Consider the following 16,070-nt stretch of genomic DNA (forward strand, 5'->3'; position numbering starts at 1 on the left):
TAGAGAATGAAGTTCCGTTACGTGTATCAGAAAGTAGTTGATTTAAAATCCAACGAAAAAACGCAGGCCGAATGGATGTTATCCGCAGCTATTGGCCAGCTGCAGTCAGAACAACGCTCGTTGGAGCAGTTGTTGGAGGAGAAAGCCAATACCGCAGCGGTGATCGCCGCCGAAGCGGAGAGTACCGCCTCCATGATCAAACTGCAGGAACTTCAACGATACATGGATTTTCTTGATCAGGCGATCGAACGGAAGCTGGCGGATATTCGCGCAGCGGAGGTCAACGTCGAACACAAAAAGACGATTTTGAAGGGGAAAATGCTGGACGAAAAGGTATGGCTTAAAGCGAAAGAGAAGGCCATGGATAAATTTCGGCACGAAATGCTTCTTCGGGAACAAAACGAACTGGATGAAATGGCTACGGTCCGGTTCGCCATGAGAGCCCGATAAAGTAGCGGGCGCCCATACGGTTGTTCGAAGGAGGGATAGAGATGGCAAAGACGGTGGTGGACGAAGAATTGGATGAAGAGACAGGGGGCGGATTTTCGCGTTTTCTGTTCTTTATGACTCCTATTCTTTTTACGGTTGTTCTGCTAGGGGTGTTATTAACCTTATTTAATATCGACTTTCGCAACACCTTGATCGATTGGGGGAACCGGATTCCTGTGGTGAAGAACCTGGTACCGGATCCGATCACTCCTGAGAGTGAATTAAAGGAAGCTGCGAAGGAAGAGCAGAAGCAGCGGGAGAGCACCGAAGCTACTGTGAAGGAGCTAAAGGAGCAGTTAGCCAAACAGCAGGCAGAGCTGCAAACCGCCAACCAGCAAGCAGCCGAGCAGCAGGAGAAGGTGAAGGAACTGCAGGATCAGCTGGCTTCCGTTCAGCAGAAAGAGAGCGAGCAGCGGCAAGCGGCAGAATTGGAAGCTTATCAGAAGGAAGTCAAGAAGCTGGCCAATCTGTATGCGGAAATGAGTCCTAGTAAAGCGGCAGCGATTTTCAATAAGTTGACGACGGAAGAGTCGCTGCAAATGTTAAGCGTAATGAGTAATGAGAGTAAAGTGGCCATTTTGGAGAAGATGGATCCGCAAAAGGCCGCGGATATTTCGATTAAGCTGAAGGATGTGAAGACATCCGAGGACTTGGCGATCGCCGCGCTGCAATCGAGACTCAAAATGGAGGCAGCAGCGGATACAGCAGCCACCGCGAGTGGAACGGGGCTGAGCGATACCGAGCTGGGTCAGACCTTCTCCTCGATGGCCGCAGCGGATGCTGCCAAGCTAGTGCTTCAAACATACAAGCTAAGTCCTGAGAAAGGGCTGAAGATCCTAAAATCGGTAAACGGAACTGCGCGGTCCAAGATTTTGACGGAAATGGCGAAGTCCGACGAGAAGACATCGGTGAAGATCCTGAATCAGCTGGTAAGTAAGTAATAAAGGAAGGAATTTAGCTTTGAAAGGAGGTGAGAAACAAGATGAATTCATCCATGTCGCAAGTGAATGTAAGCAAAGCCGGGACGGTGAACTCGTTGTGGTACGGATCTGCCGGCAAGGCGGAAGCGGGGCAAACTGCTGCTTTGTCTTTTGATCAGAAGCTCCTCGCCATGCTGCTCGGCAATGCCCAGCCGCAGGAAGGACAAGCCTCTGCTCAGATGCTCTCGCTAACCGGATTGCAGAACAGTACGGAGGCTGCGCCATCCGAAGCAACGGACAATACGCTTGTTGCTACAATCGAAGGATTGTTGAAGCAATTGCCGAAATTGGACGACGCGCTTCAAGCGGATCCTGCGTTGCTTACGGTATTGCAAGGCTGGCTGCAAAGTGTCCAAACCCTATTGCAACAGACAGGTGTGTCTGAAAATGCGGGTTTAGGGGCGGAGGGAGACAACGCTCTACCTGTGCTGGCCCAGCAACCGGAGACGATGCGGTTTGCGGTTCAGGACACACTGGTCCAACTGTTAGCAGCTGCGGAGTCGAACGGTGGTGCCGCTAAGCTGACCGCAAGTGCACAGGGACAAGCCGGTGCTATGCTGGATTCCCTGCAACAAGTGCTGGATGCGATCTCGGATTCGGCGGAGACGAAGCTTAATGGCGGAAAAGGGACGGAAACCACAGGATTGCAACCTCGTACCTATACGACAGACCCAGGTGCAGCAGCTAACCAACAGGGCCGCTCAGGTCAAAACGGTGACATGCTAAACCGTGGAGATACCCGTGCTGTACAATCGAGCTCGCAGCCTAGCAACAACACGGCGGCATTCCGCGTTAATGATTCGGCATTCGAAGCCGATTCGACAGTTGACGGGGTAACCGCGGAGACTAACGTTCATGAGGATCCCGTTCAAACCGGTCAGATCGTGACCGCAGGACAACTGGCACTCCGGGACAGCGGAATCAAGTCCGTGAAGCATGTTGCCAAACCGGTTCCAGTAGAAAATTTCGCGAAAGAAATGAGCGGTTTCCTGGTGAATAAGCTGGAGATCGTGAATCTGAAAGGCGTGTCCGAGGCGAGAATTTCGCTTTATCCGGAGCATTTGGGACAGGTTGACGTACGCATTACGATGCAAAACGGACAGTTAACTGCCCAATTTATGACGGAACATGCTTTTGCCAAAGAATCGCTGGAACAACAAATGGCACAGCTCAGATCGGCGTTGCAGTCTCAAGGTCTTCAGGTTAACAAACTGGAGGTCACGCAAAATACGTCATTGTCCTCCCATATGTACCATGATGGCCGGCAATCCGGCGGAGGCACAGGACAACAACAAAGCGAAAAACGTCGTCCAATAACAGAGGACGAAACGCTGGCCATCCATGACTTGAACGAAGAATGGAACGAATGGGTTGCTGAAGTCAGAGCCAAAGAGCAAAGCTACGGCAGTTCCTTTGTCGCCCGGGCTTAATTCGCCTTAATTCGCAGAAAGGAGGTACCTCCGTGGCTGATACGTATTTTTCTTCGGTGTCGTGGCCGAATTATTCACAGAGTAACGTTCAAAAGGCCAGCACGAAAAGCAATGAGCTGGGCAAAGATGCTTTCCTTAAACTCATGATCGCCCAGATGCAAAATCAGGATCCTTTATCCCCGATGGACAATACGCAGATGGTTGCACAAATGGCCCAGTTTACGTCCGTCGAGCAGCTGACCAACATCTCTGAGCAGATTTCCGCTTTAGGGGAGTCCTTGGGCAATGATTCCGGACTGATCGGAAAACAAGTGACTTGGGTGAGTCAGACCAAAACAGGTAATTATGACGTTGCCACAGGCCAAGCTGAGGTCATTGTTGAGAGAGAAAGCGGCATCGTGGATTCCATCATCGTTCGCAGCGGTGTCCACTACGTGAAGGTAGGGGATAAGGAAATTAAAATCTCCGATATTGAGCAAGTAGGCGTACCTGCTGAAGCGTCTGACGGCGCCAGCCAAGGAGCGGATCCGTCATGAACGAGCCGATCCGAGTAGGCCAGCTGTATGCGGGCAGAATCGGGCCTAATGCACTAACGGCAACTAAAAGCACGCCGCAGAACGCTGTAGGGTCTAACTTTAAGGAGATGCTAGAGGATCGACTGGTCCATTTCAGCAATCATGCGGTGAAACGGTTGGAGCAGCGCGGAATCGAGCTGAAGCCGGAGCAGTTAAACAAGATTGAATCGGCGATTGACAGCGCCGCTGCTAAAGGAGCGAAGGATTCCCTCATTTTGTTGAAAGATATGGCCCTGATCGTGAACGTCCACAATCGGACCGTCGTGACCGCGATGGACGGAAGCAGCATGAAGGATAACGTATTTACTCAAATCGACAGCGCCGTCATCATTTCTTAAATTGGCTGGACCGGTTACGGGAGCCAATCGGCTGCGGATCGACTGAAGCGGCCGAAGCACGCAATTTAATCACTGGAAGGGATGAGAGCAAATGTTAAGATCAATGTATTCTGGCGTATCCGGAATGCGTGGTTTCCAAACCAAGCTGGACGTCATCGGCAATAATATTGCAAACGTCAATACGGTAGGCTTTAAATCCAGCCGCGTTATGTTTAAGGATATCATGAGCCAGACGGTCTCCGGGGTTACGGCTCCTGTTGAAGGTGAATCTGGCGGCGTGAACGCCAAGCAAATCGGACTTGGGGTTTCCGTTGGCTCCATCGATACATTACATACCGGCGGCAGTGCAATGACAACCAACAATCCGCTCGATCTGCGGATCGACGGGGACGGATTTTTCCTTGTGAAGCTGACTCCGGATCAAGAGGTTCCTTTCCTGACCCGTGCGGGAGACTTTCATCTGGATGCTGCGGGCCAACTGGTTACTTCGGACGGTTTGCTCGTGTGCAACAGCGACGGGGATGTCATTGAACCGATCGACTTTGACGCGGTCACTGCCTTCACGATCGCTTCCGATGGAACGATGATGCTGAAAAATGCCGACGGCGGAACGGACCCTGGTGAGGTTATCGGGGTAGCTCGGGTCACCAACCCAGAGGGGCTGGAGAAGATTGGCGGTAACCTTTATCGGGTCACTCTGAATGCCATCGCAGACGGAGAATTGACGTATACGAACCCGAATAACGCAGAAGAGGGGACGGGTGCTCTGATCGTCGGCCAATTGGAAATGTCCAACGTCGATCTGACGGGCGAGTTTACCGAAATGATCGTAGCGCAGCGGGGGTTCCAAGCGAATTCGCGGATCATCACGACCTCCGATGAAGTGCTTCAGGAAGTTGTTAATCTGAAACGTTAAGCGAAGGGGTAGCCGGGGAAGGGGAAACCGCCGTTCCCCGGCGGATATCCCCGCTTCCTTGATCGCTTAGGAGGGAAATCATGATTTCAGTAACACGCCTAAACGGTTCTCAGATGTGGCTGAATGCCATCATGATCGAGACTGTGGAAGAAACACCGGATACATACGTCACCCTGGTCACAGGGAAGCGGATTATCGTGCTGGAGAAGGCGGCCGATGTGATCCAGATGATACGAGACTATTATCGGGAGATCGGCATCCACGCAGCAACTATTAAAGTGCAACAAACGGAGGAATGGTCATGAAAAGAATGCTGCCATGGTTAATTACGATTTTGCTTGCCATCACATTAATCGTATTGGCCGCCTTCCTACTGGTGAATCAAATGAACAAACCTGAACCAGGTACCGAAGTGAATGCTGCTGTTGACAGCGTAGCTGCACCGAAGAAATTGTCGGCCGACGAACTCGTCCAGGTGACATCTACGATCGACGACATCAAGACGAATTTATCCGATCCGGATTATGTGGTGGTCATCGATTTTGCGTTCCAATTGGATAGCGCAGCATCTAAGGAAACCTTCGACAAAATCAAGGATTACAAAATCAAGCCGATTATTATCAAAACGTTGGCGGATACCAAGCCGGAGGAATTGACGGGTGCATTGGGAAAAGACAATCTGAGTTCCAAATTGCTCAACCTGATCAACAAATCGCTGCCGGAAGGGAAATTGATTCAGATCGATATTACTGACTTCATCATGTCGACGATCTAACGAATATCGAACGAATAGGGATTTTTCTAAGGGGGTGAGATGGTTGGTTGATGTGTTGTCGCAGAACGAAATCGATGCGTTGCTTGCTGCGTTATCATCGGGTGAAATGGACGCCGAGGAACTGAAAAAGGAAGAGACGCAGAAGAAGATTCGTTCCTATGATTTCAAAAGAGCGGTTAGATTTTCCAAAGATCATATTCGAAGCTTGACTCGAATTCACGAGAACTTTGCCCGTTATCTCACTACCTATTTTTCGGCTCAACTACGCACGTTCGTGCAAATTAACGTCGTTCAGGTCGAGCAGCTTCCTTATGACGAGTTTATCCGCTCCATTCCGAAAATGACGATTTTGAACATTTTTGAAGCGGAGCCGCTGGAAGGAAGAATGGTGCTGGAGGTGCATCCCAACGTCGCTTTTGCCATGCTGGACCGGCTGTTAGGCGGTCTGGGAACGGCACCTTCGAAAGTCGGAACGCTAACGGAGATCGAGACAATTATTATGGAACGGATTTTTAGCCGGGCCTTTGAAAGCTTGCAAGAAGCTTGGAAAACCGTCGTGGATATCAATCCGCGGATGGAGGCGCTGGAAACAAATCCTCAATTTATGCAAATCGTATCGCCGAACGAGACGATTGCACTGATCTCGCTAAGCACGAAAATCGGGGATACCTCCGGGATGATCAACCTTTGTATACCACATGTGGTTATCGAACCGATCATGCCGAAGCTTTCGGTTCACCATTGGTTTGTCTCTCAGAAGAAATCGCGTGTTCCCGAAGAAGTCGAGGCGTTGCGAAACCGGGTGAACAAAGCCAAGTTGCCGATCATCGCGGAGCTGGGCGAATCGCAGATTACGGTCCGTGAATTCCTGAGCTTGTCCGTCGGTGACGTTATCTCATTAAATAAACCCGTTCAGGAAGGACTGCAAATCCGGGTTGGCGATCGATTGAAATATATCGGCAGCCCCGGTACGGTGAAGGACCGGCTTGCGGTCCAAATCGATGAAATTGTCAGCGAAGGAGCTGAGGAACTTGACGAGCAATGATTACTTGTCTCAGGAAGAGATAGACGCATTATTAAAACAAGCCAATCAGGAGACGACCCAAGAGCTGTCGGTAAACGACGTACTGACTCCGCTAGAGCAGGACGCCTTGGGTGAAATCGGGAACATTACGTTTGGTAGTGCAGCTACGGCGCTCTCCACGCTGTTAAACAAAAAAGTGGATATCACGACGCCGAAGGTTTCCGTCATCACTCGTTCCCAGTTTGAAGCCGAGTTTCCGAAGCCGCATGTCGCGATTCACGTCCAGTACGTGGATGGCTTTGAAGGCATGAACTCTTTGGTTATCAAGACGAGAGATGCCCAAGTGATTGCGGATCTGATGCTGGGCGGGGAAGGGGATCCAGCAGAGGAAGAGTTAAACGAGATTCATATTAGTGCCGTGCAAGAAGCGATGAACCAAATGATGGGGTCATCGGCGACATCGATGTCCACGATCTTCAATCGGTTCGTTAATATCTCGCCGCCCGGTGTCGATATCCTGAACATGTCCAACGGGAATGGCTTGAGCAGCTTGCCGGAATCTGATCCGCTTATCAAGATCTCATTCCGTTTGACCATCGGGGATTTGATCGATTCGACCATCATGCAGCTGCTCACCGTTAAATTCGCGAAAGAGATGGTGGACAGCCTGATCAGCGGATCGACGGCAGAAACGAATGCCGGCGCGAAGGAAAGCGCGGCGGCGGCCGCACCGCCTGCGCCAACGCCAACGCCTGCACCATCGCCTGCGCATCAAGCCCCAACGTATCAGCAGCCTTCTGCGCCTTCCCAACCGATGCAGCAGCCGCCGATGCAAGAGGGTTATGGTTACGGGCAGCAAGCTCCATACGGGTATCCGCCTCAAGGACAGCCGTACGGCGAACCGCATCATTATGGACAGGCACCTGGGCGTAATTTGAATGTACAACCTGTACAGTTTGCAAATTTGGGGAACCCAGCTTTTAACCAGGTTGACGAAAATAATTTAAACTTACTGATGGACATACCCCTTAAAGTCACCGTAGAATTAGGTAGGACCCAACGGCAAATTAAAGATATCCTGGAATTGTCTCAAGGTTCTATCATCGAACTGGACAAGCTTGCTGGTGAACCGGTGGATATTCTGGTGAACAACAAACTGATTGCTAAGGGCGAGGTTGTCGTCATCGATGAGAACTTCGGCGTACGCGTCACGGATATCGTAAGCCAGTGGGACCGCATTCAAAAATTACAATAGTAGAAGTTTAGGGAGGATTTTAGATCAATGGCTAACCGAATTCTTATCGTAGACGACGCAGCATTTATGAGAATGATGATCCGGGACATTTTGACGAAAAACGGGTTTGAAGTCGTAGGGGAAGCACAGGATGGTGCGCAAGCGATTGAGAAATTTAAAGAGCTGCATCCGGATTTGATCACGATGGATATTACGATGCCGGAAATGGACGGGATTGCAGCGTTGAAAGAAATCAAGAAGCTGGATCCTAATGCGAAAGTGATCATGTGCTCTGCGATGGGGCAGCAAGCGATGGTTATCGATGCCATTCAAGCGGGTGCGAAGGACTTCATCGTGAAGCCATTCCAATCTGATCGGGTTATCGAAGCGATCAACAAAACGCTTGGGGTGTAAACTGAGCGATGAATAACTCGCAAGATACTCTCCCGGACGTAAACCTTTGGGGGAACCTGTTTACCGTCATTGTAGTTCTTGGCCTCATAATCGCTTTAATTATATTACTGGTCCGTTTTCTAGGTAAAAGGAACCGGTATTTGTCCCAGAGCCATGCCATTCGCACTTTGGGAGCCGTTGGCCTCGGACCAAACAAATCCCTGCAAGTGATCGAACTCGGGGGGAGCATCTATCTTGTGGGTGTCGGTGAGGACATTTCGTTAGTAGACAAAATATCCAACCCGGACGAGGTAGCCTCGCTGGTACAAGCCTTCGAAAATGAAGGAGCGGAACTTGCCGGATTGTCGTCGACTTTGTCCGGCTTGATCTCCCGGTTTCGAAAGGAACCGCCTCGGGAGGAAGAAGAACTGGACAGTGTCGCTTTCCACGAGGTGTTTCAATCGCAGCTGCGGAAGATGCCGGACCGGAAACGGCAAATGGAAGAACTCTTGCAGGATCCGGAAGAACAATCTACAGATCGGTCGAGGGAGTCATGAAGAGAAAATTGTTAATTGTCGGCTTGTTGCTGACGATATGGAGCATACTCGCAGTCTCCGTAGCATCGGCCGAACCCGTTGACCCGATTCCGAGCATTGGCATTCAAATCGGTAATTCGGATTCGGGCGGGGCATCAGGTACCACTTCGTTGTCGATTCTCTTAATGATTACGGTACTCAGTATCGCGCCGGCAATATTGGTGCTGATGACCAGCTTTACCCGTATTGTCGTGGTGCTGGGGTTTGTCCGCAGTTCGTTAGGGACGCAACAAATGCCGCCAAACCAGGTATTGATTGGCTTAGCTTTGTTCTTAACGTTATTCATCATGAGCCCAACGCTCTCCACAATTAATGAGGTGGCAGTACAGCCTTATATCAAGGGAGAAATCACCCAGACTGAAGCGTTGGACAAGGCGGCGGTTCCCATGAAGAAATTCATGTACTCGCATACGAGAACCAAAGATCTTCAGCTGTTCATGGGTTATACCAAAATGGAAAAGCCGAAGAGCTATGAGGACATCCCGCTTTCGGTGATGGTGCCTGCTTTTGCGATCAGTGAACTCAAGACGGCATTTCAAATGGGCTTTATGATATTTATTCCTTTTTTGATTATAGATATCGTTGTCTCCAGCGTGCTGATGGCCATGGGGATGATGATGCTGCCGCCGGTCATGATCTCACTGCCGTTCAAGATCTTGCTATTCGTGCTGGTAGATGGTTGGTATCTGATCGTCAAATCACTGTTAGTCAGCTTTAACACATAGAGGATAGGTTCAGGTTCAGGGAAGGAGAAAACGGTGTATGAGTTCGGAATTTATTATCGGTTTGGCCGGACAAGCCGTGTATACCGTGTTGAAGGTCAGCGCACCGATGCTGGTGATCGCTCTCGTGGTGGGGCTCTTGGTAAGTATCTTTCAAGCGACAACGCAAATTCAGGAGCAGACGCTTGCCTTCGTTCCCAAAATTGTTGCTGTTTTACTAGCGTTGCTGTTGTTTGGCCCTTGGATTTTGACGACGCTGGTTGACTTCACCTACGGAATTCTAAATAACCTATCTAGTTATATCGGTTAGGTTGCCGAAGATATGGATACGATACTGCACGGAATTTCTATTTTTATGCTTATTTTTTGTCGAATGACAGCCTTTTTTGTAGTTTCGCCCATATTTTCATCCCGATCGGTGCCGAATACGTTTAAGGTTGGTTTTTCCGGCATCATCGCGGTTGTCATTCTGTTGACCATTGGTCCAAATCAGGCGATACCAAACGATTTGGGATACATATTGGTGATTCTACGTGAGGTGCTGGTAGGTCTGCTGATGGGATATGTGGCCAATCTGATCTTCTCCGTCATCCAGATGGCGGGCTCGTTTATCGACATTCAAATCGGTTTTGGAATCGCGAATGTGATCGACCCCATGACCGGAGCATCGGCGCCCGTTTTGGGGAACCTCAAGTATATTATCGCCACATTGATCTTCCTCAGCATGAACGGCCATCACTATTTGCTGGATGCGGTCCTGCGGAGCTACAACTGGATCCCGTTATCCAATCAAGTGTTCCAACAAATTTATAACGGGAATGTGGCCGAATTTCTAATTCAAACCTTCAGTCAGGCGTTTATGCTGGCATTTCAAATGTCAGCTCCGCTGGTGGTGGCTTTGTTTGTCACCGACGTAGCGCTCGGATTCTTGGCTCGGACTGCACCGCAATTCAATATTTTTGTTATCGGGATTCCGGTCAAAATCATCGTGGGGTTACTTGTGCTGTTGGTGCTTGTGCCGGGCTTTATCGTTGCGTTTCAAGCTTTGTTCGAGGTGTTGTTCCGCGCGCTGCATGATCTGCTCGGAACGCTTGGACAAAGGCCGCAGTAGGATGGAGGATCGCTATGTCATATCGGTATTCGCTTGATCTGCAGCTGTTCGCCGGCGAAAAGACGGAAAAAGCGACTCCGAAGAAACGTCAGGAGGCCCGGAAGAAAGGTCAAGTCGCCAAGAGCCAGGAACTGACCGGGGCCTTGTTATTAATCGCCGGGTTCCTATGCTTGACCGCATTCGCTGGTTATTTCAAGGAGCGGTTGATCAGTCTGTTTGTCGATGTGTTTTATCATCGCCTGTCCATGGAAGTAACGAAAACGAACGTGATGGCGATGATGGGGGAGTACGCAGTGCAGGTGTTGCTGCTGCTGGCTCCAATCTTCTTGGTTGTCATCGTCGTGGCTGTTGTTGCCAACTATGCGCAGATCGGTTTCATGTTGGTCGGAGAACCGCTTAAAATCAAGTTCAGTAAGCTGGATCCGATCAAAGGGTTTAAAAACATCTTTTCCATGCGCTCGTTGGTTCAATTTGTCAAAACGCTATTTAAGCTGCTGATTATCGGGTATCTCGTCTACTCCACGATTTGGGGGTACCGCGGGAGCTTGTCCGCATTGGGGCATTTATCGGTGGATGATACGTTTCATTTTACCGCCCAGTTAACGATGAATTTGGGATTCAAAATCGCAGCAGCCTTAATCGTACTTGCGGTGCTGGATTACATGTACCAGCGTTATGAACATGAGAAGAATCTGAAGATGTCCAAGCAGGATATCAAAGATGAATATAAGAAAATGGAAGGCGATCCGCTCATCAAGGGGAAAATTCGGGAACGGCAGCGGCGGATGGCCCTGCAGCGGATGATGCAGGAAGTGCCGAAAGCCGATGTAATTATCACCAACCCGACCCACTTTGCGGTCGCTCTGAAGTACGACGGATCCAAAATGGATGCCCCGCAGGTCATCGCCAAAGGGCAGGACTATGTGGCGCTCCGCATTAAGGAAATCGCCAAAGAACATGGCGTAATTACGATGGAAAATAAGCCGCTGGCACGGGCGTTATTTCAACGAACCGAAATCGGGGAGACGATCCCCGCGGATTTGTTCCAAGCCGTTGCCGAAGTGCTGGCTTACGTATATCGAATCAAAGGCAGACCCAAATCATAATGGGATCGGAGGGGAACTTACGTGAAGAAATTTAAAGATTTATTTATTCTTGTTGGCATAATTGGCATCGTCTTGCTGATGATCGTTCCGATCCCGACTTGGCTGCTGGATATTTTGTTGATCATCAATATTTCCCTCGCACTGATCATTTTGCTCGTTGCGATGAACACCAAGGAGGCCTTGCAGTTCTCCATCTTTCCAGCCATGCTGCTCGTGACGACCTTATTTCGTTTGGCGTTAAATGTATCGACGACCAAGCTGATTCTGGGACAGGCCAAAGCCGGCCACGTGGTGGCTACATTCGGATCATGGGTTTCACATGGAGAGCCCGTTGTCGGTTTTGTCGTCTTCCTGATTCTCGTGGTCGTTCAGTTTATCGTCATTACCAAAGGCTCGGAACGTGTAGCTGAGGTTGCTGCACGGTTTACCCTCGACGCGATGCCAGGGAAACAGATGAGTATCGATGCCGACCTCAATGCCGGCCTCATTAATGAGCAGCAAGCCCGTGAGCGCCGTAATAAGATTGAACGGGAAGCCGATTTCTACGGCGCCATGGATGGTGCGAGTAAATTTGTAAAAGGGGATGCCATCGCGAGTATCATTATCCTCCTGATCAACCTGATCGGGGGCTTTATTATCGGGATGACGATCCATGGCATGAGCTTTAACGATGCCCTTTCGACTTATTCGCTGCTGACGATCGGGGACGGCTTGGTCAGTCAGATTCCGGCATTGCTGATTTCTACCGCAGCCGGCCTGATCGTAACCCGCGCCTCCTCGGAAGGCAACCTGGCAGACGATATTACGGGGCAGCTGTTCACCTATCCGAAGCTGTTATTCGTAGTAGCTGGGACGATCGCCCTACTTGGCACCTTTACGCCGATCGGTATTTGGACAACTTATCCGTTCGCCGGATTAATGGTCTTTGCCGCGATTAAGATGCAGAAAAATATGGACCGGCGGCAAATCGAGCAGGAGCAACAGGAGGAGGAGCAGCAAATCGAAGAAGTTCGCAGCCCCGAGAGCGTCATCAACCTGCTTCAGGTGGATCCGATCGAATTCGAATTCGGTTACGGGCTGATTCCTCTTGCCGATACGGGGCAAGGCGGGGATTTGCTGGACCGGATCATCATGATCCGGCGTCAATGTGCGCTTGAACTTGGACTGGTTGTTCCCGTCATTCGCATTCGCGACAATATTCAACTAAAACCGAATGAATATGTCATCAAAATAAAAGGAAATGTCGTAGGCGGTGGTGAATTATTACTTAATCACTATTTAGCCATGAGTCCAGGGATGGATGACGACACGATTACAGGTATCGAGACCCGCGAACCTGCGTTTGGTTTACCGGCCCTTTGGATCGATGAAGCGACCAAGGATCGGGCGGAACTGGCGGGCTATACCGTAGTTGATCCGCCATCTGTCGTGGCAACGCATTTGACGGAGCTGATTAAGAAGCATGCGCATGAGCTGCTGGGCCGTCAAGAGACGAAAGCCCTGGTCGACAACCTCAAGGAGAATTACGCGGTTCTTGTCGACGAATTAATTCCGTCGGTGTTGTCGATTGGTGACGTCCAGAAGGTGCTGGCCAAATTGCTTAAAGAGAAAATCTCGATTCGAGATATGGTGACCATTTTCGAGACGCTGGCGGATTACGGAACCTATACCAAGGATCCGGATGTGCTCACCGAATACGTCAGACAAGCGTTATCCCGACAAATTACGCAGCAATATACCCAACCAGGTGAAACGATGCGCGTAATCACTGTGGGACCTAACCTGGAGAAGAAAATCGCCGAGAGTGTGCAGCAGACCGAACAAGGCAGCTATCTGGCACTGGATCCAGCTTCAACGCAGACGGTCTTCCAGAAGCTGACGGAGCAAATCAACCGCTTGGTCCAAACGGGCCATCAACCGATCCTGCTCACCTCGCCAACGATCCGGATGTATTTGCGGCAAATCATTGAGCGCAGCATGCAGGATATTCCGGTGTTATCTTACAGCGAGTTGGAACCCAATGTTGAAATTCAAAGTGTCGGGGTGGTGAATTTATGAGAGTAAAACGATATATCGTCGACACGATGCCTGACGCCATGTTGAAAATTCGCAATGAGCTGGGTTCGGATGCGGTTATCTTGAGTACGAAGGAAGTAAAGCTCGGCGGTTTCCTCGGCATGTTCCAGAAAAAGAAGATTGAAGTGATTGCTGCGACGGAGGAGAAGGCGGCACCGGCACCTAAAGCCAAACCGCTTCTGCCGGCACAGCCGTCGGTTCCGGCTCCTGTTGCACGCCAAGCCGTGCCGGAGGCATACCGCAAAACGTCGCAGTTAGCCCAGCCTGCTGCCTCGCCGCAGGCTGGGTCTGCGTCCCCCGTTCTCACGGCCATTGGCGTTCAGGAACGGGAGGAGCCGATTATCCCCCCGGTCACGCCGCCAGCGCCTCAGCCGCCGGTCACGGAGCCGCAGCTGCGCCAAACCTCCATTGAACCCGCATCCAGCGCGGCTTCAGCTCGATTGGAGGCGGCGATCGCACGTGCGGCCGACCCCGAACAGTTCCTGGCCCCGACCGGGGCTAGGAGCGTAAACTCCGCCAAAGAAGAGCGCTTGCTCGAAGAAATTCGGCAAATGAAGATGTGGCTCAGCGAGCTGGCGAAGAAGCAAACCAATGGCCGCGAAATGCCGCCGGGTTTGCATTCTATCCAACAGCAGTTGATGAGCCAAGAGGTGGGCCCGGAGCTTGCAGATCGTTGGGTAGAAGAGGTTTACGAGGCTTGGTTAAGCTCCGGCAAGACTTTAAGCGATGACGACATGCAAGCTAGGCTTCGGACCATCGTCAACAGCTTCCTGGATCACCGGATCGATGCGGGGATTGGCGATCAGACAAGGATCGTATATATCGCCGGGCCGACGGGGGTCGGGAAGACGACGACCATTGCCAAGCTAGCGGCGGACCAAATTTTCCGCTTGCACAAGAAGGTAGGGTTCATCACGGCGGACACCTATCGGATTTCGGCAATTGAACAGCTGCGGACCTACGCAACCATCTTAAATGTACCGCTGGAGGTGGTTCAGTCTCCCGGCGATGTACAACGGGCCATGCAACGCTTAGAGCACTGTGACTTGATCCTGATGGACACGGCCGGAAGGAACTATCTGAATGAGCTGTTTGTGGCGGAGCTGCACAGCCTGCTTGCCCCTTCGGATGTCAGCGAGACGTATTTGGTCCTTAGCTTGACTTCCAAAGCGCAGGACATGAAACGGATCACCGAGCACTTTAGCAAATATAACTTGGATAAGTTAATTTTTACGAAGCTGGATGAAACGGAAACGACCGGCGCGATCTTTAATCTGTTAAACGAGTACCCGTTCAAGGTGTCTTTCCTGACCAACGGTCAAAATGTACCAGATGACCTGCTGCAGGCGGACGCCGAGTTAATGGTTGATATGCTGCTGGGAGAGCGGAAGCCATGAATGACCAGGCCCAAGCACTCAGACAATTGGTATCTTCGCATCGAGAGGCAGCTGGGTCTACGGCCCGCAAGGGTTCTGCCAAGATCTTGACGATCAGCAGCGGCAAGGGCGGCGTAGGCAAATCCAACTTTACGCTGAATTTTGCCTTAGCGCTAAAGTCGCTTGGACGTAAAGTACTGATCTTTGATGCGGATATCGGTATGGCAAATATCGACGTGTTAATGGGCATCAGGCCGAGATATAACTTGTATCACTTGCTGAAGGGAGAAAAGAACATTACGGAGATCGTGGAGCTGGGCACGCACGCGTTACCTTTTATTGCGGGCGGCTCCGGGCTCACCGAACTGTTCACCCTGTCCGAAGGGGATCTGAATTACTTCACCTCGCAGATCGAGATGATTTCCGAGGAGATGGATTTTATCCTTTTTGATACAGGTGCCGGTTTATCGAAGGAAACGCTCAAGTTCATCACCGCTGCCGATGAGTGCCTGGTCGTCACGACGCCGGAGCCAACCTCGATCACAGATGCTTATGCCTTGATCAAGGTTGTTCATGGAATGGATCAAGAGTTGCCATTCCGGTTAGTCGTTAACCGGGTCTCCGGGGAGCTTGAGGCGAAGCAGGTCGCCGATAAAATTTCGTTGGTCGCCAGCCGTTTCCTCGATATGGAAATCCCTGTGCTCGGCTATCTCAACGACGATCCGCATGTGATGCAGGCGGTCAAGAAGCAGGTTCCTTTCTCCATCGCTTTCCCCGGTTGCTCGGCAACGCGCGATATTCAGCGATTGGCTTTGGCTTATCTGAATGTTCCGCAAACCAAGCCGAAGGATACTTTATCGGGAATCAAGGGATTTATGCAGAAATGGTTAAAACTGGCAAAATGATTCTTCGTAAAGGAACAGGAGTGG

Annotated in this window: 19 protein-coding genes; all 19 read left to right on the top strand. The window is 50.7% G+C overall.

All coding sequences use genetic code 11. From position 1 onward, the window contains the following. Positions 1-6 precede the first annotated feature (6 nt). Entirely contained in the window at positions 7-450 is a 444-nt protein-coding gene (fliJ, locus tag U9M73_RS04590) for a flagellar export protein FliJ (RefSeq protein WP_085168995.1), read from the top strand. A gap of 41 nt (positions 451-491) precedes the next feature. Beyond that, on the top strand, positions 492-1,430 hold the full coding sequence (locus U9M73_RS04595; protein ID WP_260071519.1) for a MotE family protein: 939 nt from the start codon (positions 492-494) through the stop codon (positions 1,428-1,430). A gap of 41 nt (positions 1,431-1,471) precedes the next feature. Continuing rightward, positions 1,472-2,899, top strand: a complete 1,428-nt coding sequence (locus U9M73_RS04600) for a flagellar hook-length control protein FliK (protein WP_260071518.1) — start codon at positions 1,472-1,474, stop codon at positions 2,897-2,899. Between the two features lie 32 nt (positions 2,900-2,931). Beyond that, positions 2,932-3,435: a flagellar hook assembly protein FlgD gene (locus U9M73_RS04605; RefSeq protein WP_260071517.1), complete on the top strand. Its 504-nt coding sequence runs from the start codon at positions 2,932-2,934 to the stop codon at positions 3,433-3,435. Further along, positions 3,432-3,812, top strand: a complete 381-nt coding sequence (locus tag U9M73_RS04610; protein WP_260071516.1) for a TIGR02530 family flagellar biosynthesis protein — start codon at positions 3,432-3,434, stop codon at positions 3,810-3,812. Before U9M73_RS04605 ends, U9M73_RS04610 begins: the two co-directional genes overlap by 4 nt. Before the next feature lie 91 nt (positions 3,813-3,903). After that, the gene (gene flgG / locus U9M73_RS04615) at positions 3,904-4,728 is read left to right on the top strand and encodes a flagellar basal body rod protein FlgG (protein WP_260071515.1); all 825 of its coding nucleotides are present in this window, start codon (positions 3,904-3,906) and stop codon (positions 4,726-4,728) included. A gap of 80 nt (positions 4,729-4,808) precedes the next feature. Continuing rightward, positions 4,809-5,033: a flagellar FlbD family protein gene (locus tag U9M73_RS04620; protein WP_009223012.1), complete on the top strand. Its 225-nt coding sequence runs from the start codon at positions 4,809-4,811 to the stop codon at positions 5,031-5,033. Next, positions 5,030-5,503, top strand: coding sequence for a flagellar basal body-associated FliL family protein (locus U9M73_RS04625; RefSeq protein WP_009223013.1), 474 nt, complete (start codon positions 5,030-5,032; stop codon positions 5,501-5,503). The genes U9M73_RS04620 and U9M73_RS04625 overlap by 4 nt, the downstream gene beginning before the upstream one ends. A gap of 43 nt (positions 5,504-5,546) precedes the next feature. Then, a complete protein-coding gene (fliM, locus tag U9M73_RS04630) occupies positions 5,547-6,548 on the top strand; it encodes a flagellar motor switch protein FliM (RefSeq protein ID WP_009223014.1) in 1,002 nt (333 codons plus the stop codon). Then, entirely contained in the window at positions 6,535-7,782 is a 1,248-nt protein-coding gene (fliY, locus tag U9M73_RS04635) for a flagellar motor switch phosphatase FliY (protein WP_009223015.1), read from the top strand. The genes fliM and fliY overlap by 14 nt, the downstream gene beginning before the upstream one ends. Before the next feature lie 27 nt (positions 7,783-7,809). Continuing rightward, the gene (locus tag U9M73_RS04640) at positions 7,810-8,175 is read left to right on the top strand and encodes a response regulator (RefSeq protein ID WP_009223016.1); all 366 of its coding nucleotides are present in this window, start codon (positions 7,810-7,812) and stop codon (positions 8,173-8,175) included. A gap of 8 nt (positions 8,176-8,183) precedes the next feature. After that, positions 8,184-8,711: a flagellar biosynthetic protein FliO gene (locus U9M73_RS04645; protein WP_009223017.1), complete on the top strand. Its 528-nt coding sequence runs from the start codon at positions 8,184-8,186 to the stop codon at positions 8,709-8,711. Further along, a complete protein-coding gene (gene fliP, locus U9M73_RS04650) occupies positions 8,708-9,475 on the top strand; it encodes a flagellar type III secretion system pore protein FliP (RefSeq protein WP_009223018.1) in 768 nt (255 codons plus the stop codon). The genes U9M73_RS04645 and fliP overlap by 4 nt, the downstream gene beginning before the upstream one ends. Before the next feature lie 37 nt (positions 9,476-9,512). After that, positions 9,513-9,782 carry a flagellar biosynthesis protein FliQ gene (fliQ, locus tag U9M73_RS04655; protein ID WP_009223019.1) on the top strand — a complete coding sequence of 90 codons (270 nt, stop codon included), beginning with the start codon at positions 9,513-9,515 and terminating at the stop codon, positions 9,780-9,782. Between the two features lie 12 nt (positions 9,783-9,794). Continuing rightward, positions 9,795-10,583, top strand: a complete 789-nt coding sequence (gene fliR / locus U9M73_RS04660; protein ID WP_323076451.1) for a flagellar biosynthetic protein FliR — start codon at positions 9,795-9,797, stop codon at positions 10,581-10,583. 14 nt (positions 10,584-10,597) lie between these two features. Next, on the top strand, positions 10,598-11,689 hold the full coding sequence (flhB, locus tag U9M73_RS04665; RefSeq protein WP_323076452.1) for a flagellar biosynthesis protein FlhB: 1,092 nt from the start codon (positions 10,598-10,600) through the stop codon (positions 11,687-11,689). Between the two features lie 21 nt (positions 11,690-11,710). After that, complete coding sequence (flhA, locus tag U9M73_RS04670) at positions 11,711-13,747, top strand: flagellar biosynthesis protein FlhA (protein WP_009223022.1); 2,037 nt, start codon at positions 11,711-11,713, stop codon at positions 13,745-13,747. After that, positions 13,744-15,162, top strand: a complete 1,419-nt coding sequence (flhF, locus tag U9M73_RS04675; protein WP_323076453.1) for a flagellar biosynthesis GTPase FlhF — start codon at positions 13,744-13,746, stop codon at positions 15,160-15,162. The genes flhA and flhF overlap by 4 nt, the downstream gene beginning before the upstream one ends. Further along, a complete protein-coding gene (locus tag U9M73_RS04680) occupies positions 15,159-16,046 on the top strand; it encodes a MinD/ParA family protein (RefSeq protein WP_009223024.1) in 888 nt (295 codons plus the stop codon). The genes flhF and U9M73_RS04680 overlap by 4 nt, the downstream gene beginning before the upstream one ends. The last annotated feature ends 24 nt before the right edge of the window (positions 16,047-16,070 follow it).

The organism is Paenibacillus phoenicis, from assembly GCF_034718895.1.
GTDB lineage: Bacteria > Bacillota > Bacilli > Paenibacillales > Paenibacillaceae > Fontibacillus > Fontibacillus phoenicis.

Bases quoted from the DNA above. Each gene is read 5' to 3' on its own strand.
- fliJ (WP_085168995.1), top strand. From the start codon at position 7: ATGAAGTTCCGTTACGTGTATCAGAAAGTAGTTGATTTAAAATCCAAC.
- U9M73_RS04595 (WP_260071519.1), top strand. From the start codon at position 492: ATGGCAAAGACGGTGGTGGACGAAGAATTGGATGAAGAGACAGGGGGC.
- U9M73_RS04600 (WP_260071518.1), top strand. From the start codon at position 1,472: ATGAATTCATCCATGTCGCAAGTGAATGTAAGCAAAGCCGGGACGGTG.
- U9M73_RS04610 (WP_260071516.1), top strand. From the start codon at position 3,432: ATGAACGAGCCGATCCGAGTAGGCCAGCTGTATGCGGGCAGAATCGGG.
- flgG (WP_260071515.1), top strand. From the start codon at position 3,904: ATGTTAAGATCAATGTATTCTGGCGTATCCGGAATGCGTGGTTTCCAA.
- U9M73_RS04620 (WP_009223012.1), top strand. From the start codon at position 4,809: ATGATTTCAGTAACACGCCTAAACGGTTCTCAGATGTGGCTGAATGCC.
- U9M73_RS04625 (WP_009223013.1), top strand. From the start codon at position 5,030: ATGAAAAGAATGCTGCCATGGTTAATTACGATTTTGCTTGCCATCACA.
- U9M73_RS04640 (WP_009223016.1), top strand. From the start codon at position 7,810: ATGGCTAACCGAATTCTTATCGTAGACGACGCAGCATTTATGAGAATG.
- U9M73_RS04645 (WP_009223017.1), top strand. From the start codon at position 8,184: ATGAATAACTCGCAAGATACTCTCCCGGACGTAAACCTTTGGGGGAAC.
- fliP (WP_009223018.1), top strand. From the start codon at position 8,708: ATGAAGAGAAAATTGTTAATTGTCGGCTTGTTGCTGACGATATGGAGC.
- fliQ (WP_009223019.1), top strand. From the start codon at position 9,513: ATGAGTTCGGAATTTATTATCGGTTTGGCCGGACAAGCCGTGTATACC.
- fliR (WP_323076451.1), top strand. From the start codon at position 9,795: ATGGATACGATACTGCACGGAATTTCTATTTTTATGCTTATTTTTTGT.
- flhB (WP_323076452.1), top strand. From the start codon at position 10,598: ATGTCATATCGGTATTCGCTTGATCTGCAGCTGTTCGCCGGCGAAAAG.
- flhF (WP_323076453.1), top strand. From the start codon at position 13,744: ATGAGAGTAAAACGATATATCGTCGACACGATGCCTGACGCCATGTTG.
- U9M73_RS04680 (WP_009223024.1), top strand. From the start codon at position 15,159: ATGAATGACCAGGCCCAAGCACTCAGACAATTGGTATCTTCGCATCGA.